The sequence below is a fragment of the Shigella sp. SIG3 genome, from assembly GCF_053555855.1.
The window spans coordinates 1-21,515 of the sequence record NZ_JBQZXE010000064.1 but is presented as its reverse complement, the minus strand read 5'-3'; the positions used below and the strand labels follow the sequence as shown (position 1 = coordinate 21,515).

The window sequence follows — 21,515 nt, the reverse complement described above, 5'->3', positions numbered from 1 at the left end:
TAATTTGCGCATAAATATTCTTGCCGTCGATTTCGACAACGCCCGGCTCCAGGACGTTGAAGTTGGTAGCGCGCAGAAAATCGAGCGCCTTTTCAATGGCTGCGGGCAAACGGCACGGATTGGGCTGCGCGATATGTCCAAAAATCATGACTTATCTCCTCATAACGCCTGGATTTTGGCCCACACGCTGTCATCAACAGTGATGCCGTTACGGCGGTTTTCGGCCAGCAGGGTAGTAAATTCGTGGCCGGGTAAGCGGATGGCCTGGTTTTCGTCAGCGCGTTCAGCGGTAGTAACGTAATCCATGATACGTTGCAGCTTGGCATCGCGGGTGGGACCGTCGATAAGCTTGTCCACTTCAATGGCAATAAAAATTTGTGAAATGCCGTATTCGTCGCTGTTGTCCTGGGTGACTTCGGCAACCGATGCGCCGTCGGAAAGGAGAGTAGCGATCATATCCAGCACAATCGACATGCCAGAACCTTTCCAGTAGCCCATCGGCAAAATGCGGCGATTCTTCTCGATAACGCCAGGTTCTTTGGTCAAATTGCCCTCATCATCAAAGCCACCATCGACCGGGAGCTGACGGCCTGCCAGGCGGTTAACTTCTAACATGCCGTAAGAGAACATCGACATCGACATATCGACCATGGTGATCGGCGTGGAAGGAATGGCGACGATCAGCGGGTTAGTGCCGATGCGACACTCTTTTGCGCCCCACGGCGGCATTACGGCGATGGAGTTGGTCCAGCAAATGCCAATATAGCCTTTTTCCGCCGCCTGCCAGCCGTAGCTGCCGCCGCGCATCCAGTGGTTGGCATTACGAAGTGCCACCAGACCAATACCGTGATCGGCAGCCAGTTCAATGGCGCGATCCATCATCTTTTTCGCCGTCAGGTTGCCGATCGAACGCTGGGCATCCCACTGTTCAATTGCGCCGAGGCTGGTTATACGTTTGGGTTGGGCATCAGGAATGATATCGCCGTTTTCCAGTTGTTGAATGAAACGAGGGAAACGATTAACGCCGTGAGAATAAACGCCGGATTCGGTGGTGCGGGCGAACATCTCTGCACAGGCGTCAGCCGTTTCGCTGTCAACGCCGCGTGAAATTAAGACCCGATTAAAGGCTGCTTTTAACTGCTCAAATGTCACTTTCATCCTAGGCTTCCTTGTTTTTTTGATCGCTTTTTTGTCTTAAAATTTCAATATGCGAAACTAGATTTCAAATATATCGATCACTTTTTAACAAAGCAATCTGATTGATGAATTTCAAAAGACATAAAAATCAAGTGGTTATAAATTATCTGTCGAGATCGTGAACTACGGCACACTTTGCGCTACCATCAGGACGCGACAAAATGGGGAAAGAAGTGATGGGAAAAAAAGAGAACGAGATGGCGCAGGAAAAAGAGCGTCCAGCCGGAAGCCAGAGTCTGTTTCGCGGGTTGATGCTGATTGAGATTTTGAGCAACTATCCAAACGGTTGTCCGTTGGCGCATCTTTCGGAGCTGGCTGGTTTAAATAAGAGTACCGTCCATCGCTTATTGCAGGGATTACAGTCCTGCGGCTATGTGACCACCGCGCCCGCCGCAGGGAGTTACCGCCTGACTACCAAATTTATTGCCGTCGGGCAGAAGGCGCTGTCTTCGCTGAATATCATTCATATCGCCGCTCCGCATCTTGAGGCACTGAACATCGCCACTGGTGAAACCATTAACTTCTCCAGCCGCGAAGACGATCACGCTATTTTGATTTATAAGCTGGAACCCACAACCGGGATGCTGCGAACCCGTGCCTATATTGGCCAGCATATGCCGCTCTACTGTTCCGCAATGGGCAAGATCTACATGGCGTTTGGTCACCCGGACTACGTGAAGTCATACTGGGAAAACCATCAGCATGAGATCCAGCCGTTAACCCACAATACCATTACCGAGCTGCCCGCGATGTTCGACGAACTGGCGCACATTCGTGAAAGCGGAGCGGCGATGGACAGAGAAGAAAACGAACTCGGCGTCTCCTGTATTGCTGTTCCGGTGTTTGATATTCATGGGCGGGTGCCGTACGCCGTGTCGATTTCGCTTTCGACATCACGTCTGAAACAGGTGGGAGAGAAAAATCTCCTGAAACCACTGCGTGAAACCGCGCAGGCTATTTCTAATGAACTGGGATTTACTGTCAGGGATGACCTGGGCGCGCTCACATAACGCTTTGGACAAGTGCCAAAACTTTAACATTTCCTTCGTTGGATCAAAGCAGTAGGGACGCGCTCTCTGGCACTCTGCTGTTTTAGTGCAAAGGAATGATCATGAACCGGTTTATTATTGCGGATGCGACGAAATGTATCGGTTGCCGTACCTGTGAAGTGGCTTGCGCAGTGTCGCATCAGGAGAATCAGGATTGCGCTGCGTTGTCACCAGACGAGTTTATTTCCCGTATTCGTGTCATTAAAGACCACAGCTGGACCACGCCAGTAGCCTGTCATCAGTGTGAAGATGCACCGTGCGCGAATGTCTGCCCTGTTGACGCGATAAGCCGCGAACATGGGCATATTTTCGTTGAACAAACACGTTGCATTGGCTGTAAAAGCTGTATGCTGGCTTGCCCGTTTGGTGCGATGGAGGTCGTTTCTTCGCGCAAAAAGGCGAGGGCGATTAAGTGCGATCTGTGCTGGCATCGGGAGACGGGGCCGGCCTGTGTTGAAGCCTGCCCGACAAAGGCGTTGCAGTGCATGGATGTCGAGAAAGTGCAGCGGCATCGGCTACAGCAGCAGCCTGTTTGAAACGTTTTCCGGCGTTTCTCAACGCCGGAATAGTGCGCTTTGTTTATGCCAGATGCGGCGTAAACGCCTTATCCGGCCTACAAATTCTTCCAAATTCAATATATTGCAGAAATCATGTAGGCCTGATAAGCGTAGCGCATCAGGCAATTTTTAGTGACTTTCTGCCCAAGCTCTTTCTATCTCTTCCGCCAGAATCTTCACCCCCGCCTCAATTTTCTCCGGCTCTGGTACGTAGTTCATGCGCATACATTGATGCGTATGCGGCCACGGTTTATCCAGTCCCGGGAAGAAGTTGTGCCCCGGCACCATCAGCACGCCGCGTGCTTTCAGGCGCTGATAGAGCTGCTCGGTCGTAATGGGCAAATCCTTAAACCATAGCCAGAGGAAAATGGCTCCTTCCGGTTTATGAATCAGGCAGCGATTTTCCGGTAAATAGCGGCGAATGATGGCGATAGTTTCCTGAACACGCTGGTAGTAAAACGGTTTGATGACTGTTTCAGACAGGCGCAGCAGATCGTTACGCTTAATCATTTCACACATCATCGCCGGACCAATACCGCCTGGTGCCAGGCTGATAATGCCGTTCATATTGGTGATGGCAGTGATGATTTTTTCATTGGCGATGATAATGCCGCAGCGGGAGCCAGGCAGCCCCAGCTTGGAAAGACTCATGCACAGTACGATATTCGGATTCCATAGCGGGCGCGCTTCACTGAAGATGATACCCGGGAACGGGACGCCATAAGCGTTATCAATCACCAGCGGAATGCCGTGTTGATTCGCCAGCGCGTCAAGCTTCAGCAACTCTTCGTCAGTAATCACATTGCCTGTTGGATTCGTCGGCCGGGAGACGCAAATCATCCCGGTTTCTTCGCCAATATGCAGATGCTCAAAATCGACGTGGTATTTAAACTGGCCTTCCGGCAGCAGTTCAATATTCGGACGCGCAGAGACAAACAGATCTTCTTCCAGTCCGGCGTCAGCGTAGCCAATGTATTCCGGTGCCAGCGGGAACAGCACTTTTTTGACCCGACCATCGGCACGGCGTCCGGCAAACAGGTTAAATAAGTAGAAAAACGCGCTCTGGCTGCCGTTTGTTAGTGCAATATTCTGTGGTTCGATATCCCAACCCAACTTCTCGCGCAGCATTCCGGCAAGCAGTGTGAGTAGCTCCGTTTCCCCCTGTGGACCGTCGTAGTTACACAGTGCATCAGTCGCTTTGCCACTTTCCAGCATGTCGGTCAGTAGCGTCTGGAAGTAGTCCTGCATTTCCGGGATCTGCGCCGGATTACCGCCGCCGAGCATAATCGCGCCAGGCGTGCGTAAACCGTCGTTCAGATCTTCCATCAGCAGCGTAATGCCGGAGTGGCGGGTAAATTTGTCACCAAAAAGGGAGAATGTCATAGCGGGATATCTGTCGAACTCTGTAGCAAGGAAGGTAACAATAACGCTACATTTGCTGGGGTGCAAATCGGTCTGTTGAAGAGTGAGCGGTGCTTTATCCCGCAACGCTGATTAGGGCTGACATTTTATCCTGGTTGGCGGCTTCCCGAGGTACTGACGAACGGGAAGCCGGAAAAGTCACTGTTGCCCAGCCCAGATGACCAGCACTTTATCGTCGCCATGCTCACGAACAAAGCCGTAGCCCTGCTTCAGCGAAAGTGTCGTTTGTTTGCCCGCGCCAATTGCGGGATGGCGGGCGCGGAACTGGCTGATTTTCTGCCAGTGCGCGACGTTGGCGGCAGATTTACCGCTAACATCCTGCCAGTTCATATCCGAACGTGTACCTTGCAGCGGATCAGAACCTGTAGGACCGAACGGACGCGAGGATTCATCGCCATAAAAGATTTGTACCGCGCCTGGCGCTAATAGTAATAACTCTGCTGCTTTGTCGCCCCCTTCACGGAACAGACGGGTATCATGCGACGAGAGGTAGCTCAACACGTTGAAACCCTGCAATTTCTCCGCCATTTGCTGCCAGGTCGTATCCATCTGCGCCAGACAATCGACTGCTTTCGCCGCCTGCTCCTGATAATCGAAATTGATCATCGCATCGAAGCCGTGGCGATAGTAGTCACTTTGCATCACGCCGTGGCCCTAGGCTTCACCGGTCATCCAGAAAGGTTTGTCATCTAATGCTTTGTCGGGGTTAGTTTTTTTCCATTCGCGAAGCGCGGAGCTGGCTTCGGTTTTCAGTTGCTGCCAGGCGGGCAACTCAACATGTTTGGCGGTATCGACCCGAAAACCATCAATCCCATAGTCGCGGACCCACTGACTTAACCAGTGGGTTAAGTAATCGCGAGGTGTAAAGCCTTCGATGACTTTAGCGTGAGTATCCGTTTTGTTTTTATAGAACACCGGCAGACCAGAAGCGGTAGTTGATTCGGTTTTGATATCCGGCAAAAAGGCCAGCGACATAGTGAGATCGTCGAATCCAGGATTGTCGTAATCGCCGATATCCGTTCTGATCCAGTTTTTTCCCCACCATTTATCCCAGCCTGTTTTGTCGCTGAAATTAATGTAATCGTTAAAGCTATGCCAGGTTTGCCCGGCGGCAGGTTTCCAGTCGCTCCAGCGTTCACCCAGCGTTTTTTTCACTTCGTCACCAGAAAGATATAACGCGCCAAACTGATACTCCTGCATATCCGCCAGCGTGGCATAGCTGGTGTGGTTCATCACGACATCAAAGAGAATACGAATACCGCGCTGATGTGCGCTATCAACCAGCGTCCGTAGATCGGCTTCGTTGCCCATATTGGCATCAAGATTCGTCCAGTCCTGTGTGTAATAACCGTGGTAGGCATAATGCGGGAAATCGCCTTTTGTACCGCCGCCGACCCAGCCGTGAATTTGCTCAAATGGGGCGCTTATCCATAAAGCATTAACGCCCAACTGCTGGAGGTAATCCAGTTTGTTGGTCAGGCCGCGTAAATCGCCGCCGTGAAAAGTGCCAATTTCCGCCATACCGTCTTTATGACGTCCGTAACTCTGGTCATTACTGGGATCGCCGTTTTCGAAACGATCTGTCAGCACAAAGTAAACCGTGGCGTTATGCCAGTCGAAAGGGGCGGATGTGTCAGTTTCTGCCCGTTCCAGCAGGAGTAAACCGTTGCTGGTAGCAGCGGGTTGTAACGTTATTTGACCGTTCTTCACTATCGCAATTTGTTGGCTGTAATAATCCCGTACGGCGGCTCCTTCCGGGAAAGTGGCGCTGACATCCAGCGTGAGCGGTAATCCATCCCATTTCGGGCATTCACGGACCAGGTTTGCTACCGGTTCGGCGGCGTTCTGGATGGAAATCATCAATGTTGGCGTACCGGAGCGGGTGTCTATTTGCAGCGTATATTTGCCGTCCCTGAACAATCGCCATTGAGGCGGCGTGTTGCTACAAGGTTGCAGGGAAAGCATCTGATTGAGTTTTATCGCATCTGCAGGCTGCCAGCACTGTTGGTCAAAATTTAGCGTGAGTGGACGCGTACCTTTGGGCAACTGCGCGTGGCTGACAAATGTTCCCGTTCCCTGTTCGCTAAAGGCAGGGAACCCCGGAGAAGTCCAGCTGGCGGCAACGGCGAAGCCAGGAAGGAGTGTCAGAAAACAGGCGGCGAGTTTCATGGTGGATGAGTCCTTATTGCTGCGATTTCAGACAGTTTGCCAGCGATAAGCCAGACAAAACTCATCCCTGAGCGGTAAGTCCACAGGATGAGAAGCAAGGGTGAGCGATCGCGCGCAAAAAACGGCTGAATTTTGCGATAACCCCCACATTTTCTGCGATTTAGCGCCAATCTGAATCGTTAACTCGTGACATAGTTTCAGATTTGGACTATTCCTTGGGGTGCTCTTGACAGCTATTTTTGATATGATTTGAGATTCAACTCTCAAATTTGTGAAAAATATAAGGTGTTGGAATGATTAAATCCGGCCAGGAGACCTGATGATTTTGACTCCCATACGACGATATGGGGCGATGATTCTTATGTTACTCACTCTGGTGTTTTCGAGTGAGGTGTTAGCGAAGACGCACACAACAACAGCGAGTCAAAAGTCCCACTTAACTAAAGCTAGTAATAAACAGGTAAGCAGTAAACAAGAGTATTCTCGCAATAGTGCAAAGAGTAGTTCACTTCCTGATTTGCGAAAATACCCTTCCGGAACACCAAGGAAAAAGGCGTTTCTCCGGACCGTAATGCCTTACATTACCAGCCAAAATGCAGCCATTACTGCAGAACGTAACTGGCTGATTTCAAAACAGTATCAGGGCCAATGGTCACCTGCTGAGCGTGCGCGTCTGAAAGACATCGCCAAACGCTACAAGGTGAAGTGGTCTGGTAATACGCGAAAAATCCCGTGGAATACCTTGCTTGAACGCGTAGACATTATCCCTACCAGTATGGTGGCGACGATGGCTGCAGCAGAAAGCGGTTGGGGAACGTCGAAGCTGGCGCGCAACAATAACAATCTGTTCGGCATGAAATGCATGAAAGGACGTTGTACCAATGCGCCGGGTAAAGTGAAAGGGTACTCACAGTTTAGTTCTGTCAAAGAATCGGTGAGCGCCTATGTCACTAACCTGAATACGCACCCGGCTTACTCTTCGTTCCGTAAATCGCGTGCACAGCTGCGTAAAGCGGATCAGGAAGTGACTGCCACAGCGATGATTCACAAGCTGAAGGGCTACTCGACCAAAGGGAAGAGTTATAACAACTACCTGTTCGCAATGTACCAGGATAACCAACGGTTAATCGCGGCGCATATGTAATTTCATTTCCTCGAGCCTTATCTGATTTGTCGGTCGGATAAGGCTTTTGCTCGCATCAGGTGGCTGTGCTGAGTTCCCTGATGTGACGCCGACAATTCTCATCATCGCTACAACATGACCTCGCTATTTACATCGCGATACTCTTTTGGCGTTGTGTCATATGCTTTTTTAAAAACAGAGTAGAAATATTGCAGCGATGGATAACCGCACATTTGCGATATCTCATTGATCGACAAGGTGGTTGAAATCAGCAGACTGCGCGCTTTCTCCAGCTTCTCGGCATGAATCATTGCATGGATGGTTTCACCCACCTCTTCTTTAAAACGCTTCTCAAGATTGGAGCGCGAGATCCCGACCGCATCCAGTACCTGATCCACTTTAATCCCTTTACAGGCGTGATTACGAATGTAATGCATGGCCTGAATAACGGCGGGATCGGTCAGCGAGCGATAATCTGTTGAGCGCCGTTCAATGACGCGAACTGGTGGGACCAAAATTCGCTGTAGCGGCATTTCTTCTTTATCTAATAATCGATGCAACAGTTTTGCCGCCTGATAGCCCATTTGCCGCGTGCCCTGAGCGACCGAAGAAAGGGCGACACGCGACAGATAGCGGGTCAGTTCTTCGTTATCGATGCCAATCACGCATAATTTTTCCGGTACGGGAATATGTAGATGTTCACATACTTGCAGAATATGCCGCGCTCGGGCGTCAGTAACGGCAATAATCCCGGTTTGCGGTGGCAGCGTTTGTAGTCAGTCTGCCAGCCGATTTTGCGCGTGTTGCCAGTTCTCTGGCGCGGTTTCTAACCCCTGATAAACCACTCCGCGATACTTTTCTTCGGCGACAAGCTGACGAAATGCATATTCGCGTTCAGTGGCCCAACGTTTGCCGCTTGATTCCGGAAGACCATAAAAAGCAAAGCGGTTAACGCCTTTCTCTTTTAAATGCAAAAATGCGCTTTCAACCAGCGCATAGTTATCGGTGGCAATGTAATGAACGGGTGGGTAACTTTCTGCAAGGTGATACGAGCCGCCAACCCCAACAATGGGGACGTCGACATCAGCCAGCGCTTGCTCGATCTGTTTGTCGTCGAAGTCGGCAATGACGACATCTCCTAACCAGTCCTTGATTTTATCAATGCGGGCGCGGAAATCTTCTTCAATGAAAATATCCCATTCTGATTGTGATGCCTGTAAATATTCCCCTACGCCTTCTACTACCTGCCGGTCATAGGCTTTATTGGCATTGAACAGTAATGTGATGCGGTGACGTTTAGTAAACATGGTTCTTTTCCTGCTGAATCATGCAAAAACTCAAAACCGGTAATACGTAACCGGCTTTGAGAAAATTTTTATCAAAATCAAGAACGGCGTTTGGTTGCGGAGTCCATCCATACTGCCAGCAACAGAATCGCACCTTTAACGATATACTGCCAGAAGGTCGGTACATCCATCATACTCATGCCGTTATCCAGTGAAGCCATGATAAATGCCCCCATTACTGCTCCGGCAACGCTTCCCACACCGCCAGCCAGGCTGGTGCCGCCAATCACGCATGCTGCAATTGCGTCCAGTTCGGCGATATTTCCCGCAGAAGGTGAACCAGCGCCAAGTCTAGAACTAAGGATTAATCCGGCGATGGCTACCATTAATCCGTTAATCGCGAACACGGCAAGTTTGGTGCGTTCAACGTTAATCCCGGAGAGACGTGCTGCTTCCAGATTGCCGCCGATGGCATAAATGCGTCGTCCAAATGCCGTCCGCGTTGCCATAAACATTCCGCCGAGTAACAGCAACGTCAGCAGCAGAACAGGAGTGGGAACGCCACGGTAATCATTCAACAGCCAGATTGCGCCTAATACGATGATAGCGGTTAAAGCTTGGCGACCGACTACTGCGGTAGAGGCCGGAGACTGTAAACCCAAAGCCTGACGGCGCATTCTTCCGCGCCATTGCCAACCAACAAAAGCCATTAAGCCAAGCGCGCCAATGATGAAGCCGGTACTGGCGGGGAGATAGCTTTGCCCAATTTGTGACATCGCGGCGCTGGTGGGGGATACAGTCGTGCCGTTGGTGATGCCAATGAGTATGCCGCGAAATGCCAACATGCCCGCGAGGGTGACAATAAATGAAGGGACTTTGCGGTACGCGACCCACCATCCGTTCCAGGCACCGAGAAGCAGTCCCAGAACCAACGTCACAATGATGGTAAGTGGCAAAGGCCAGCCTAACCAGACGTCACAAATCGCCGCGACGCCACCTAATAGCCCCATCATTGAGCCGACGGAAAGGTCGATTTCAGCAGAAATTATGACGAACACCATTCCTACCGCGAGGATGCCGGTAATCGCGGTCTGGCGTAACAGGTTGGAGACGTTACGGGCGCTTAAGTAGGCACCATCGGTGGTCCAGGTAAAGAACAGCATGATTGCGATGATAGCTGCAATCATCACGAAGACCTGCAAATTCAGTGATTTCAGCCCAGAAAAGCCACCGGATGTCGGTACGGCCAATTTCACTTCAGACGGATTGCTTTTCGACATGATGTTCGCTCCTCAATGCGGCTTCCATCACCTGCTCCTGAGTCAGGTTATGATTTATCAGGTTGGCTTTTAGTTTCCCTTCATGCATCACCAGTACACGATCGCTAAGGCCGAGCACTTCAGGTAATTCGGAAGAGATGACAATAACGGCAATACCCTGCTGGACGAGTTGGTTAATTAATTTGTAGATCTCATATTTCGCGCCAATATCAATACCCCTGGTAGGTTCATCAAGAATGAGGATGCGCGGGTTAAGTAACAGACAGCGGGCGAGGATCGCTTTTTGCTGATTGCCGCCGCTCAAACGTCCAATAGCAAGGTCGGGGGACGACGTTTTAACTTTGAGTTGCTGAATTGATTCCAGAATACATTTTTGCTCTGCCGCGTCATCAAGCTGGCTAATGCCACCGGTAAATTTATTGAGTGCGGCGAGGGTAATATTTTTACCAACCGCCATTACCGGAACGATGCCGTCGCGCTTTCTGTCTTCGGGTACCATCGCAATCCCCTGGGCGATGGCTTGCTGACAGTTACGAATATCTACCTGTTTGCCATCAATATAAATTTTTCCTTCCCATTGTCCGGGCCACACGCCAAACAGGCACTGAATGGTCTCGGTACGTCCGGCACCAACGAGTCCGGCAATACCCAGTATTTCGCCACGTTTCAGGGAAAACGAGACATCATTAACTCGTTTAATATGACGATTGACCGGATGCCATGCCGTCAGATGTTCAATACGTAATATTTCATCTCCGGTGGTATGTGGTTCATTAGGGTAAAGCGCGGTTAACTCTCGCCCGACCATCATGGTGATAATATCGTCTTCACTCATTCCGGCAGCATCACGCGTACCAATGTGCTGTCCGTCGCGAATAACGCAAATCGTATCGGAAATCGCTTTGACTTCGTTGAGTTTGTGCGAAATATAAATACAGGCGATACCGTGCTGTTGTAGATCGCGAATAATATCCAGTAAAACCGACGTTTCCTGCTCAGTTAATGAGGCTGTCGGTTCATCGAGAATTAACAAGCGCACCTGTTTATTAAGTGCCTTGGCAATTTCAACCAGTTGTTGTTGCCCAAGCCCTAAATCGCCAACGCGGGTATCAGGTGAAATGGATAAACTGACCTGTGCGAGCAGCTTCTGATAGCGTAGCGTCATCAGGTCATAATCCATAATGCCATTGTGGGTTATTTCGTTACCCAGGAAGATATTTTCCAGCACGGTCAATTCTTTCACCAGGGCCAATTCCTGGTGAATGATGGCGATACCTTTGCGTTCGGTATCGCGGATGTGACTCGCCTGAATCTCTTCTCCCGCAAAAATAATTTCGCCTTCGTAGGAGCCATGGGGATAAATACCACACAGCACTTTCATCAGCGTTGATTTACCAGACCCATTTTCCCCACAGAGTGAGACGATTTCGCCAGCATTCAACCGCAAGCTGACGTTATCAATCGCCTTCACACTGCCGAAGGTTTTGGTAATGTTCTTCATTTCAAGTAGATAAGGCATAACGACTCCACCTAAGCCAATTCATTCACGCGGCATGGAGAGAAATCACGCCCCCGCTCCGCGCCGGGGCGTAACGCTTACAGCTCTCTCTCTTTGTGGAATCCGTCTTTAATTACCGTATCTTTGATGTTGTTTTTATTCACATCGATCGGTGTCAGGAGGCGGGAGGGGACATCTTTCAGGCCATTATTCAGTGAGGTATCTGCTTTTGGCTCCTGACCATTGCCCAATTCAACGGCAATTTCTGCGGCAGTATTTGCCAGCAATGTAATAGGTTTATACACCGTCATAGTTTGCGTACCGGCAGCAATACGTTTAATACCTGCGAGATCCGCATCCTGGCCGGAAATTGCTACTTTCCCTGATAAACCTTGCGCGCTTAATGCCTGAATTGCCCCACCTGCGGTGGCATCGTTTGAGGCAACTACAGCATCAATTTTGTTATTATTGGCGGTTAGCGCGTTTTCCATAATTTTCAATGCGTTTTCCGGTAACCAGCCATCAACCCATTGGTCACCAACGACTTTAATTTTTCCAGAATCAACGTAAGGTTTTAACACTTTCATTTGTCCGGCGCGGAACAGCTTGGCGTTGTTATCTACCGGCGAGCCGCCCATCAGGAAGTAATTACCTTGCGGAACAATATCGACCAAGGCTTTTGCCTGCAGTTCACCGACTTTTTCGTTATCGAAAGAAATATAAAAATCGATATCCGCATCGTTAATCATACGGTCGTAAGCTAATACTTTAATACCTTCTTGTTTGGCTTCTTTTACAACGTTACTTAATACCTGACCGTTATACGGAATAATGACAAGAACATCGACACCCCGGTTAATCATGTTTTCAATCTGCGACATTTGTGTTTCTTCATTGCCATTTGCAGACTGTACAAATACTTTCGCACCGAGAGATTCTGCCTTTTTCACAAAAATATCTCGATCTTTTTGCCAGCGTTCAAGACGGAGATCATCAATCGCCATACCTATTTTGACTTCTTTGGCGTGTGCCGCAACGTTGGTAAGCAGAAGTGAGGTGCAAAGGGTGAGTAGAATGTTCTTTATTTTCATGGTGTAGGGCCTTCTGTAGTTAGAGGACAGCTTTAATAAGTAACAATCACCGCGATAAACGTAACCAATTTTTAGCAACTAAACAGGGGAAAACAATTACAGATTTTTATCTTTCGATTACGATTTTTGGTTTATTTCTTGATTTATGACCGAGATCTTACTTTTGTTGCGCAATTGTACTTATTGCATTTTTATCTTCGAGGAATTACCCAGTTTCATCATCCCATTTTATTTTGCGAGCGAGCGCACACTTGTGAATTATCTCAATAGCAGTGTGAAATAACATAATTGAGCAATTGAAAGGGAGTGCCCAATATTACGACATCATCCATCACCCGCGGCATTACCTGATTATGGAGTTCAATATGCAAGCCTATTTTGACCAGCTCGATCGCGTTCGTTATGAAGGCTCAAAATCCTCAAACCCGTTAGCATTCCGTCACTACAATCCCGACGAACTGGTGTTGGGTAAGCGTATGGAAGAGCACTTGCGTTTTGCCGCCTGCTACTGGCACACCTTCTGCTGGAACGGGGCGGACATGTTTGGTGTGGGGGCGTTTAATCGTCCGTGGCAGCAGCCTGGTGAGGCACTGGCGTTGGCGAAGCGTAAAGCAGATGTCGCATTTGAGTTTTTCCACAAGTTACATGTGCCATTTTATTGCTTCCACGATGTGGATGTTTCCCCTGAGGGCGCGTCGTTAAAAGAGTACATCAATAATTTTGCGCAAATGGTTGATGTCCTGGCAGCCAAGCAAGAAGAGAGCGGCGTGAAGCTGCTGTGGGGAACCGCTAACTGCTTTACAAACCCTCGCTATGGCGCGGGTGCGGCGACGAACCCAGATCCTGAAGTCTTCAGCTGGGCGGCAACGCAAGTTGTTACAGCGATGGAAGCAACCCATAAATTGGGCGGTGAAAACTATGTCCTGTGGGGTGGTCGTGAAGGTTACGAAACGCTGTTAAATACCGACTTGCGTCAGGAGCGTGAACAACTGGGCCGCTTTATGCAGATGGTGGTTGAGCATAAACATAAAATCGGCTTCTAGGGCACGTTGCTTATCGAACCGAAACCGCAAGAACCGACTAAACATCAATATGATTACGATGCCGCGACGGTCTATGGCTTCCTGAAACAGTTTGGTCTGGAAAAAGAGATTAAACTGAACATTGAAGCTAACCACGCGACGCTGGCAGGTCACTCTTTCCATCATGAAATAGCCACCGCCATTGCGCTTGGCCTGTTCGGTTCTGTCGACGCCAACCGTGGCGATGCGCAACTGGGCTGGGACACCGACCAGTTCCCGAACAGTGTGGAAGAGAATGCGCTGGTGATGTATGAAATTCTCAAAGCAGGCGGTTTCACCACCGGTGGTCTGAACTTCGATGCCAAAGTACGTCGTCAAAGTACTGATAAATATGATCTGTTTTACGGTCATATCGGCGCGATGGATACGATGGCACTGGCGCTGAAAATTGCAGCGCGCATGATTGAAGATGGCGAGCTGGATAAACGCATCGCGCAGCGTTATTCCGGCTGGAATAGCGAATTGGGCCAGCAAATCCTGAAAGGCCAAATGTCACTGGCAGATTTAGCCAAATATGCTCAGGAACATAATTTGTCTCCGGTGCATCAGAGTGGTCGCCAGGAGCAACTGGAAAATCTGGTAAATCATTATCTGTTCGACAAATAACGGCTAACTGTGCAGTCCGTTGGCCCGGTTATCGGTAGCGATACCGGGCATTTTTTTAAGGAACGATCGATATGTATATCGGGATAGATCTTGGCACCTCGGGCGTAAAAGTTATTTTGCTCAACGAGCAGGGTGAGGTGGTTGCTTCGCAAACGGAAAAGCTGACCGTTTCGCGCCCGCATCCACTTTGGTCGGAACAAGACCCGGAACAGTGGTGGCAGGCAACTGATCGCGCAATGAAAGCTCTGGGCGATCAGCATTCTCTGCAGGACGTTAAAGCATTGGGTATTGCCGGCCAGATGCATGGAGCAACCTTACTGGATGCTCAACAACGGGTATTGCGCCCTGCCATTTTGTGGAACGACGGGCGCTGTGCGCAAGAGTGCACTTTGCTGGAAGCGAGAGTTCCGCAATCACGAGTGATTACCGGCAACCTGATGATGCCCGGATTTACTGCGCCTAAATTGCTATGGGTTCAGCGGCATGAGCCGGAGATATTCCGTCAAATCGACAAAGTATTATTACCGAAAGATTACTTGCGTCTGCGTATGACGGGGGAGTTTGCCAGCGATATGTCTGACGCAGCTGGCACCATGTGGCTGGATGTCGCAAAGCGTGACTGGAGTGACGTCATGCTGCAGGCTTGCGACTTATCTCGTGACCAGATGCCCGCATTATACGAAGGCAGCGAAATTACTGGTGCTTTGTTACCTGAAGTTGCGAAAGCGTGGGGTATGGCGACGGTGCCAGTTGTCGCAGGCGGTGGCGACAATGCAGCTGGTGCAGTTGGTGTGGGAATGGTTGATGCTAATCAGGCAATGTTATCGCTGGGGACGTCGGGGGTCTATTTTGCTGTCAGCGAAGGGTTCTTAAGCAAGCCAGAAAGCGCTGTACACAGCTTTTGCCATGCGCTACCGCAGCGTTGGCATTTAATGTCTGTAATGCTGAGTGCAGCATCGTGTCTGGATTGGGCCGCGAAATTAACCGGCCTGTGCAATGTCCCAGCTTTAATCGCTGCAGCTCAACAGGCTGATGAAAGTGCCGAGCCAGTTTGGTTTCTGCCTTATCTTTCCGGCGAGCGTACACCACACAATAATCCCCAGGCGAAGGGGGTTTTCTTTGGTTTGACTCATCAACATGGCCCCAATGAACTGGCGCGAGCAGTGCTGGAAGGCGTGGGTTATGCGCTGGCAGATGGCATGGATGTCGTGCATGCCTGCGGCATTAAACCGCAAAGTGTTACGTTGATTGGTGGCGGGGCGCGTAGTGAGTACTGGCGTCAGATGCTGGCGGATATCAGCGGTCAGCAGCTCGATTACCGTACGGGGGGGATGTGGGGCCAGCACTGGGCGCAGCAAGGCTGGCGCAGATTGCGGCGAATCCAGAGAAATCGCTCATTGAGTTGTTGCCGCAGCTACCGTTAGAACAGTCGCATCTACCAGATGCGCAGCGTTATGCCGCTTATCAGCCACGACGTGAAACGTTCCGTCGCCTCTATCAGCAACTTCTGCCATTAATGGCGTAAACGTTATCCCCTGCCTGACCGGGTGGGGGATAATTCACATCTATATATCTCACTAATTAATTAATATTTAGTATGAATTTATTCTGAAAATCATTTGTTAATGGCATTTTTCAGTTTTGTCTTTCGTTGGTTACTCGTAATGTATCGCTGGTAGATATGGAGATCGTTATGAAAACCTCAAAAACTGTGGCAAAACTATTATTTGTTGTCGGGGCGCTGGTTTATCTGGTTGGGCTATGGATCTCATGCCCATTGCTAAGTGGAAAAGGCTATTTTCTTGGCGTGTTAATGACAGCAACTTTTGGTAACTATGCATATCTTCGCGCAGAAAAACTCGGGCAACTGGATAATTTTTTTACCCATATCTGCCAGTTAGTTGCGTTAATCACTATCGGTCTCTTGTTTATCGGTGTTTTAAATGCACCTATCAATGCTTATGAAATGGTGATCTACCCCATCGCCTTTTTTGTCTGCTTGTTTGGTCAAATGCGTTTGTTTCGCTCGGTATGAGCAACATAAAGCTCTTACACATTCAGGAATGAAAGGAATACTGTGATGGACAACAAAATATCAACCTATTCACCGGCCTTTAGTATTGTGTCATGGATAGCTCTCGTTGGTGGTATCGTTACCTACCTGTTAGGGCTATGGAATGCAGAGATGCAGTTAAATGAAAAAGGGTATTATTTTGCCGTACTGGTGTTAGGACTGTTTTCTGCTGCGTCTTATCAAAAGACCGTTCGGGACAAGTATGAAGGCATACCGACCACTTCCATTTATTATATGACCTGCCTGACTGTCTTTATTATCTCTGTTGCTCTACTGATGGTAGGTCTGTGGAATGCGACATTATTACTCAGTGAAAAAGGTTTTTATGGACTGGCTTTCTTCTTAAGCTTGTTTGGTGCAGTAGCGGTGCAGAAGAATATTCGTGATGCCGGAATAAACCCGCCAAAAGAAACACAGGTTACCCAGGAAGAATACAGCGAATAATTCACGTAAGCCCGGTCAGTCCAATGTGAACGGGCTTTTACTTAACTCACTAATCTGTTTCTGTCGATTCGTTGTACCAGCATAGAAAGTAACAAACTCGCTGCCAACGTCGCGCAAAAGATCCAAATAATATCCAGTATTGGCCAATTTTTAAGCTCAATTCCCCGGGTGCGCAGCGCATGGATAATCAAGGCGTGGAATCCGTATATACCCAATGAATGGCGGGAGATTAAGCCAAGTCCGCGAATGGTACGCGTATCCAGCGTGTTTTTAACCAGAGTCAATAGCGCGATTGCGCAGATAAAAACCATCGGCCCACAGTAAAGATACCAGGTATCGGCAAAATTTCCGCGCCACTGCAATTCATATAATGTCCCGCGAGAGATAATAAAAACCCCCGTCGCAAACAGCGCGGCGCTCACCCACGACAGTGCTTTATGCTGTGTGTCCATCATCCCTATAGCGCGGCCCAACATGCCATACAGAATGTAGTAAAAAGTATCGCCATTGATATATAAGTTAATTGGCAGCCATTCAAAACCGTCAATTTTCTGCGGCACTGTGTTTGGGTTAGCGATAATGCCAATCACCACCATTAGCACCAGCAACATTTTTCCGCCGACGTTCTTCACCTGAATCAGCGGTGAAACCAGATAAATCACCGCAATCGCGAAGAAAAACCACAAGTGGTAAAACACTGGCTTTTGCAGCAGGTTTTTCAGCGCTAACTCCATATTGATGGAGGTAAACAGCGCAATGTAGAGCAGTGCGATTGCGCTATAAAAAATCAGACATAAGCCGATACGCAAGAAATGGCGCGGCTGGGCGCTGCGTTCGCCAAAAAAGAGATAGCCGGAAATCATGAAAAATAGCGGCACGCTGACACGAGAGGCAGAATTCAGAACATTGGCGATATCCCATGTGACGGGGCTAACACTATGAGCATTGGTCACATACCAGGTAGTGGTGTGAATCATCACCACCATTAAACACGCTATCCCTCGCAGGTTATCAATCCAGTAAATTTTGGGCTGCATCTGTGTCTCTGTATCTGGTTAAAAAAAGTCTGACCGATAAATCATTTGGTTGGCGCACTGGAATAATCTGAGTTTTATCACTACAGCCTATAGAGGCTTAAGGAAATTCGTAAGATATCAGCCACTATACCGATATAAATAATAAGACTCACCTGCAAACCAGACGGTAATTTAATGATGATGAACGCTTTCTTTCCGGCAATGGCGCTTATGGTGCTAGTGGGTTGTTCTACACCGTCACCCGTGCAGAAAGCACAACGGGTAAAGGTTGATCCTCTGCGTTCGTTGAATATGGAAGCGTTATGCAAGGATCAGGCGGCAAAACGTTATAACACCGGCGAGCAAAAAATCGACGTCACCGCCTTCGAACAGTTCCAGGGAAGCTATGAAATGCGCGGTTATACCTTCCGTAAAGAGCAGTTTGTCTGTTCTTTTGACGCAGATGGCCATTTTTTGCATCTTTCCATGCGTTAAGCCCTGCTTTTTCCCGTTTCGTACTGTATATCTTCCATCCAGCGGGTATACTGATCCCTTCCTTTAAATCCACACGTATCCAGCACGAAATAATATGCAAAAGTTTGATACCAGGACCTTCCAGGGCTTGATCCTGACCTTACAGGATTACTGGGCTCGCCAGGGCTGCACCATTGTTCAACCATTGGACATGGAAGTCGGCGCGGGAACCTCTCACCCAATGACCTGTCTGCGCGCGCTGGGGCCAGAACCGATGGCGGCTGCTTATGTTCAGCCTTCTCGTCGCCCGACCGATGGTCGCTACGGCGAAAACCCCAACCGTTTACAGCACTACTATCAGTTCCAGGTGGTCATTAAGCCATCGCCGGACAATATTCAGGAGCTGTACCTCGGTTCTCTGAAAGAGCTGGGCATGGACCCGACTATTCACGACATCCGTTTCGTGGAAGATAACTGGGAAAACCCGACTCTGGGGGCCTGGGGACTGGGCTGGGAAGTGTGGCTAAACGGCATGGAAGTGACGCAGTTCACTTACTTCCAGCAGGTTGGTGGTCTGGAGTGTAAACCGGTTACCGGCGAGATCACCTACGGTCTGGAACGTCTGGCCATGTACATTCAGGGCGTAGACAGCGTTTACGACCTAGTCTGGAGCGACGGCCCGCTGGGTAAAACCACCTACGGCGACGTGTTCCATCAGAACGAAGTGGAGCAGTCCACTTACAACTTCGAATACGCGGATGTGGACTTCCTGTTCACCTGCTTTGAGCAGTACGAGAAAGAAGCGCAGCAGCTGCTGGCGCTGGAAAATCCGCTGCCGCTGCCAGCCTACGAGCGTATTCTGAAAGCCGCCCACAGCTTCAACCTGCTGGATGCGCGTAAAGCCATCTCCGTCACCGAGCGTCAGCGCTACATTCTGCGCATTCGCACCCTGACCAAAGCAGTGGCAGAAGCATATTACGCTTCCCGTGAAGCCCTCGGCTTCCCGATGTGCAACAAAGATAAGTAAGAGGCGGCTATGTCTGAGAAAACTTTTCTGGTGGAAATCGGCACTGAAGAGCTGCCACCAAAAGCACTGCGCAGCCTGGCAGAGTCCTTTGCTGCGAACTTTACTGCGGAGCTGGATAACGCAGGCCTCGCACACGGCACCGTTCAATGGTTTGCTGCTCCGCGTCGTCTGGCGCTGAAAGTAGCTAACCTGGCGGAAGCACAACCAGATCGTGAAATCGAAAAACGCGGCCCGGCGATTGCCCAGGCGTTCGACGCTGAAGGAAAACCGAGCAAAGCGGCAGAAGGTTGGGCGCGTGGTTGTGGTATTACCGTTGACCAGGCTGAGCGTCTGACTACCGATAAAGGCGAATGGCTGCTGTATCGCGCCCATGTGAAGGGCGAAAGCACCGAAGCACTGCTGCCGAATATGGTTGCGACTTCGCTGGCGAAACTGCCGATCCCGAAACTGATGCGCTGGGGTGCAAGCGACGTGCACTTCGTGCGTCCGGTGCACACCGTGACCCTGCTGCTGGGCGACAAAGTCATTCCGGCAACCATTCTGGGCATTCAGTCCGATCGCGTGATTCGCGGCCACCGCTTTATGGGCGAACCGGAATTCACCATCGACAACGCCGATCAGTATCCGGAAATTCTGCGTGAGCGCGGGAAAGTCATCGCCGATTACGAAGAACGTAAAGCGAAGATTAAAGCCGATGCCGAAGAAGCAGCGCGTAAGATTGGCGGTAACGCTGACTTAAGCGAAAGCCTGCTGGAAGAAGTGGCTTCGCTGGTGGAGTGGCCGGTCGTTCTGACCGCAAAATTCGAAGAGAAATTCCTCGCGGTGCCGGCTGAAGCCCTGGTTTACACCATGAAAGGTGACCAGAAGTACTTCCCGGTGTATGCGAACGACGGCAAACTGCTGCCGAACTTTATCTTCGTTGCCAACATCGAATCGAAAGATCCGCAGCAAATTATCTCTGGTAACGAGAAAGTCGTTCGTCCACGTCTGGCGGATGCCGAGTTCTTCTTCAACACCGACCGCAAAAAACGTCTGGAAGATAACCTGCCGCGCCTGCAAACCGTGCTGTTCCAGCAACAGCTGGGTACGCTGCGTGACAAGACTGACCGCATCCAGGCGCTGGCTGGCTGGATCGCCGAACAGATTGGCGCTGACGTTAACCACGCAACCCGTGCGGGCCTGCTGTCTAAGTGTGACCTGATGACCAACATGGTCTTCGAGTTCACCGACACCCAAGGCGTTATGGGGATGCACTACGCGCGTCACGATGGCGAAGCGGAAGACGTAGCCGTCGCGCTGAATGAGCAGTATCAGCCGCGCTTTGCCGGTGATGACCTGCCGTCCAACCCGGTAGCTTGTGCGCTGGCGATTGCTGATAAGATGGATACTCTGGCGGGTATCTTCGGTATCGGTCAGCATCCGAAAGGCGACAAAGACCCGTTTGCGCTGCGTCGTGCCGCACTTGGCGTGCTGCGAATTATCGTTGAGAAGAACCTCAACCTTGATCTGCAAACGCTGACCGAAGAAGCGGTGCGTCTGTATGGCGATAAGCTGACTAATGCCAACGTAGTTGATGATGTTATCGACTTTATGCTCGGTCGCTTCCGCGCCTGGTATCAGGACGAAGGTTATACCGTTGACACCATCCAGGCGGTACTGGCGCGTCGTCCGACTCGTCCGGCTGATTTCGATGCCCGCATGAAAGCGGTATCGCACTTCCGTACCCTGGAAGCAGCTGCAGCACTGGCGGCGGCGAACAAACGTGTATCTAACATCCTGGCGAAATCTGACGAAGTGCTGAGCGATCGCGTGAATGCCTCTACCCTGAAAGAGCCGGAAGAAATTAAACTGGCGATGCAGGTTGTGGTGCTACGTGACAAGCTGGAGCCGTACTTTGCGGAAGGTCGTTACCAGGATGCGCTGGTCGAACTGGCAGAGCTGCGTGAGCCGGTTGATGCTTTCTTCGATAAAGTGATGGTCATGGTTGATGACAAAGAATTGCGTCTCAACCGTCTGACCATGCTGGAGAAACTGCGCGAACTGTTCCTGCGCGTTGCGGATATTTCGCTGTTGCAGTAATAACGCCGTTATTAAAAAGCCTGCCATCTGGCAGGCTTTTT

At 50.1% G+C, this 21,515-nt stretch carries 15 protein-coding genes and 4 pseudogenes; 10 read left to right on the top strand and 9 right to left on the bottom strand.

Annotation, left to right across the window (positions count from 1 at the left end; translation table 11 throughout):
• A partial coding sequence (locus ACUU1I_RS12660; protein ID WP_449144265.1) for a YhcH/YjgK/YiaL family protein occupies nucleotides 1-148 on the bottom strand: 148 nt, incomplete at its 3' end.
• An 11-nt stretch (nucleotides 149-159) separates the two neighbouring features.
• The gene (yiaK, locus tag ACUU1I_RS12655; protein WP_000869039.1) at nucleotides 160-1,158 is read right to left on the bottom strand and encodes a 3-dehydro-L-gulonate 2-dehydrogenase; all 999 of its coding nucleotides are present in this window, start codon (nucleotides 1,156-1,158) and stop codon (nucleotides 160-162) included.
• A 200-nt stretch (nucleotides 1,159-1,358) separates the two neighbouring features.
• On the opposite strand from yiaK, the gene yiaJ reads away from it, so the two are divergent.
• Nucleotides 1,359-2,207 carry an IclR family transcriptional regulator YiaJ gene (gene yiaJ, locus ACUU1I_RS12650; protein WP_000514228.1) on the top strand — a complete coding sequence of 283 codons (849 nt, stop codon included), beginning with the start codon at nucleotides 1,359-1,361 and terminating at the stop codon, nucleotides 2,205-2,207.
• Between the two features lie 101 nt (nucleotides 2,208-2,308).
• Nucleotides 2,309-2,782 (top strand): 4Fe-4S dicluster domain-containing protein, encoded by a 474-nt coding sequence (locus ACUU1I_RS12645; RefSeq protein ID WP_001078799.1) that lies wholly within the window; start codon nucleotides 2,309-2,311, stop codon nucleotides 2,780-2,782.
• Between the two features lie 150 nt (nucleotides 2,783-2,932).
• On the opposite strand, the gene avtA is transcribed toward ACUU1I_RS12645, so the two are convergent.
• Together avtA and malS are read right to left on the bottom strand one after the other, a co-directional pair.
• Entirely contained in the window at nucleotides 2,933-4,186 is a 1,254-nt protein-coding gene (gene avtA, locus ACUU1I_RS12640) for a valine--pyruvate transaminase (RefSeq protein ID WP_000144330.1), read from the bottom strand.
• A gap of 177 nt (nucleotides 4,187-4,363) precedes the next feature.
• Nucleotides 4,364-6,394, bottom strand: a pseudogene (gene malS / locus ACUU1I_RS12635) (alpha-amylase).
• 319 nt (nucleotides 6,395-6,713) lie between these two features.
• Here malS and ACUU1I_RS12630 point away from each other — a divergent pair.
• Nucleotides 6,714-7,538: a protein bax gene (locus tag ACUU1I_RS12630; RefSeq protein ID WP_001297957.1), complete on the top strand. Its 825-nt coding sequence runs from the start codon at nucleotides 6,714-6,716 to the stop codon at nucleotides 7,536-7,538.
• Nucleotides 7,539-7,645: 107 nt separating this feature from the next.
• On the opposite strand, the pseudogene xylR reads toward ACUU1I_RS12630, so the two are convergent.
• From xylR to xylF, 4 genes and pseudogenes are all read right to left on the bottom strand, one after another.
• Nucleotides 7,646-8,824, bottom strand: a pseudogene (gene xylR / locus ACUU1I_RS12625) (D-xylose utilization transcriptional activator XylR).
• Between the two features lie 77 nt (nucleotides 8,825-8,901).
• Nucleotides 8,902-10,083 carry a xylose ABC transporter permease XylH gene (gene xylH / locus ACUU1I_RS12620; RefSeq protein ID WP_000045978.1) on the bottom strand — a complete coding sequence of 394 codons (1,182 nt, stop codon included), beginning with the start codon at nucleotides 10,081-10,083 and terminating at the stop codon, nucleotides 8,902-8,904.
• On the bottom strand, nucleotides 10,061-11,602 hold the full coding sequence (gene xylG, locus ACUU1I_RS12615) for a D-xylose ABC transporter ATP-binding protein (protein ID WP_001146519.1): 1,542 nt from the start codon (nucleotides 11,600-11,602) through the stop codon (nucleotides 10,061-10,063). Before xylG ends, xylH begins: the two co-directional genes overlap by 23 nt.
• A 77-nt stretch (nucleotides 11,603-11,679) precedes the next feature.
• Nucleotides 11,680-12,672: a D-xylose ABC transporter substrate-binding protein gene (gene xylF / locus ACUU1I_RS12610; protein ID WP_005072090.1), complete on the bottom strand. Its 993-nt coding sequence runs from the start codon at nucleotides 12,670-12,672 to the stop codon at nucleotides 11,680-11,682.
• Nucleotides 12,673-13,037: 365 nt separating this feature from the next.
• Here xylF and xylA point away from each other — a divergent pair.
• The 4 genes and pseudogenes from xylA to yiaA all read left to right on the top strand — a co-directional run bounded on the left by xylA (nucleotide 13,038) and on the right by yiaA (nucleotide 16,878).
• Nucleotides 13,038-14,360 (top strand): annotated as a pseudogene (xylA, locus tag ACUU1I_RS12605) (xylose isomerase).
• A 71-nt stretch (nucleotides 14,361-14,431) separates the two neighbouring features.
• A pseudogene (xylB, locus tag ACUU1I_RS12600) lies at nucleotides 14,432-15,885 on the top strand (xylulokinase).
• A gap of 168 nt (nucleotides 15,886-16,053) precedes the next feature.
• The gene (gene yiaB / locus ACUU1I_RS12595; protein ID WP_000858193.1) at nucleotides 16,054-16,395 is read left to right on the top strand and encodes an inner membrane protein YiaB; all 342 of its coding nucleotides are present in this window, start codon (nucleotides 16,054-16,056) and stop codon (nucleotides 16,393-16,395) included.
• 45 nt (nucleotides 16,396-16,440) lie between these two features.
• On the top strand, nucleotides 16,441-16,878 hold the full coding sequence (gene yiaA, locus ACUU1I_RS12590; RefSeq protein ID WP_001296808.1) for an inner membrane protein YiaA: 438 nt from the start codon (nucleotides 16,441-16,443) through the stop codon (nucleotides 16,876-16,878).
• Nucleotides 16,879-16,919: 41 nt separating this feature from the next.
• Here the strand turns inward: yiaA and wecH are convergent, their stop codons facing one another.
• Nucleotides 16,920-17,915, bottom strand: coding sequence for an O-acetyltransferase WecH (gene wecH / locus ACUU1I_RS12585; protein WP_001182653.1), 996 nt, complete (start codon nucleotides 17,913-17,915; stop codon nucleotides 16,920-16,922).
• 174 nt (nucleotides 17,916-18,089) lie between these two features.
• On the opposite strand from wecH, the gene ACUU1I_RS12580 reads away from it, so the two are divergent.
• The 3 genes from ACUU1I_RS12580 to glyS all read left to right on the top strand — a co-directional run bounded on the left by ACUU1I_RS12580 (nucleotide 18,090) and on the right by glyS (nucleotide 21,474).
• Nucleotides 18,090-18,389 carry a YsaB family lipoprotein gene (locus ACUU1I_RS12580; RefSeq protein ID WP_000980111.1) on the top strand — a complete coding sequence of 100 codons (300 nt, stop codon included), beginning with the start codon at nucleotides 18,090-18,092 and terminating at the stop codon, nucleotides 18,387-18,389.
• Nucleotides 18,390-18,483: 94 nt separating this feature from the next.
• The gene (gene glyQ, locus ACUU1I_RS12575; RefSeq protein ID WP_001168544.1) at nucleotides 18,484-19,395 is read left to right on the top strand and encodes a glycine--tRNA ligase subunit alpha; all 912 of its coding nucleotides are present in this window, start codon (nucleotides 18,484-18,486) and stop codon (nucleotides 19,393-19,395) included.
• A gap of 9 nt (nucleotides 19,396-19,404) precedes the next feature.
• On the top strand, nucleotides 19,405-21,474 hold the full coding sequence (glyS, locus tag ACUU1I_RS12570; RefSeq protein WP_001291774.1) for a glycine--tRNA ligase subunit beta: 2,070 nt from the start codon (nucleotides 19,405-19,407) through the stop codon (nucleotides 21,472-21,474).
• The last annotated feature ends 41 nt before the right edge of the window (nucleotides 21,475-21,515 follow it).

Bases quoted from the DNA above. Each gene is read 5' to 3' on its own strand.
- ACUU1I_RS12630 (WP_001297957.1), top strand. From the start codon at position 6,714: ATGATTTTGACTCCCATACGACGATATGGGGCGATGATTCTTATGTTA.
- ACUU1I_RS12580 (WP_000980111.1), top strand. From the start codon at position 18,090: ATGATGATGAACGCTTTCTTTCCGGCAATGGCGCTTATGGTGCTAGTG.
- glyQ (WP_001168544.1), top strand. From the start codon at position 18,484: ATGCAAAAGTTTGATACCAGGACCTTCCAGGGCTTGATCCTGACCTTA.
- xylH (WP_000045978.1), bottom strand. From the start codon at position 10,083: ATGTCGAAAAGCAATCCGTCTGAAGTGAAATTGGCCGTACCGACATCC.
- yiaJ (WP_000514228.1), top strand. From the start codon at position 1,359: ATGGGGAAAGAAGTGATGGGAAAAAAAGAGAACGAGATGGCGCAGGAA.
- yiaB (WP_000858193.1), top strand. From the start codon at position 16,054: ATGAAAACCTCAAAAACTGTGGCAAAACTATTATTTGTTGTCGGGGCG.
- wecH (WP_001182653.1), bottom strand. From the start codon at position 17,915: ATGCAGCCCAAAATTTACTGGATTGATAACCTGCGAGGGATAGCGTGT.
- avtA (WP_000144330.1), bottom strand. From the start codon at position 4,186: ATGACATTCTCCCTTTTTGGTGACAAATTTACCCGCCACTCCGGCATT.
- glyS (WP_001291774.1), top strand. From the start codon at position 19,405: ATGTCTGAGAAAACTTTTCTGGTGGAAATCGGCACTGAAGAGCTGCCA.
- xylF (WP_005072090.1), bottom strand. From the start codon at position 12,672: ATGAAAATAAAGAACATTCTACTCACCCTTTGCACCTCACTTCTGCTT.
- xylG (WP_001146519.1), bottom strand. From the start codon at position 11,602: ATGCCTTATCTACTTGAAATGAAGAACATTACCAAAACCTTCGGCAGT.
- ACUU1I_RS12645 (WP_001078799.1), top strand. From the start codon at position 2,309: ATGAACCGGTTTATTATTGCGGATGCGACGAAATGTATCGGTTGCCGT.
- yiaK (WP_000869039.1), bottom strand. From the start codon at position 1,158: ATGAAAGTGACATTTGAGCAGTTAAAAGCAGCCTTTAATCGGGTCTTA.
- yiaA (WP_001296808.1), top strand. From the start codon at position 16,441: ATGGACAACAAAATATCAACCTATTCACCGGCCTTTAGTATTGTGTCA.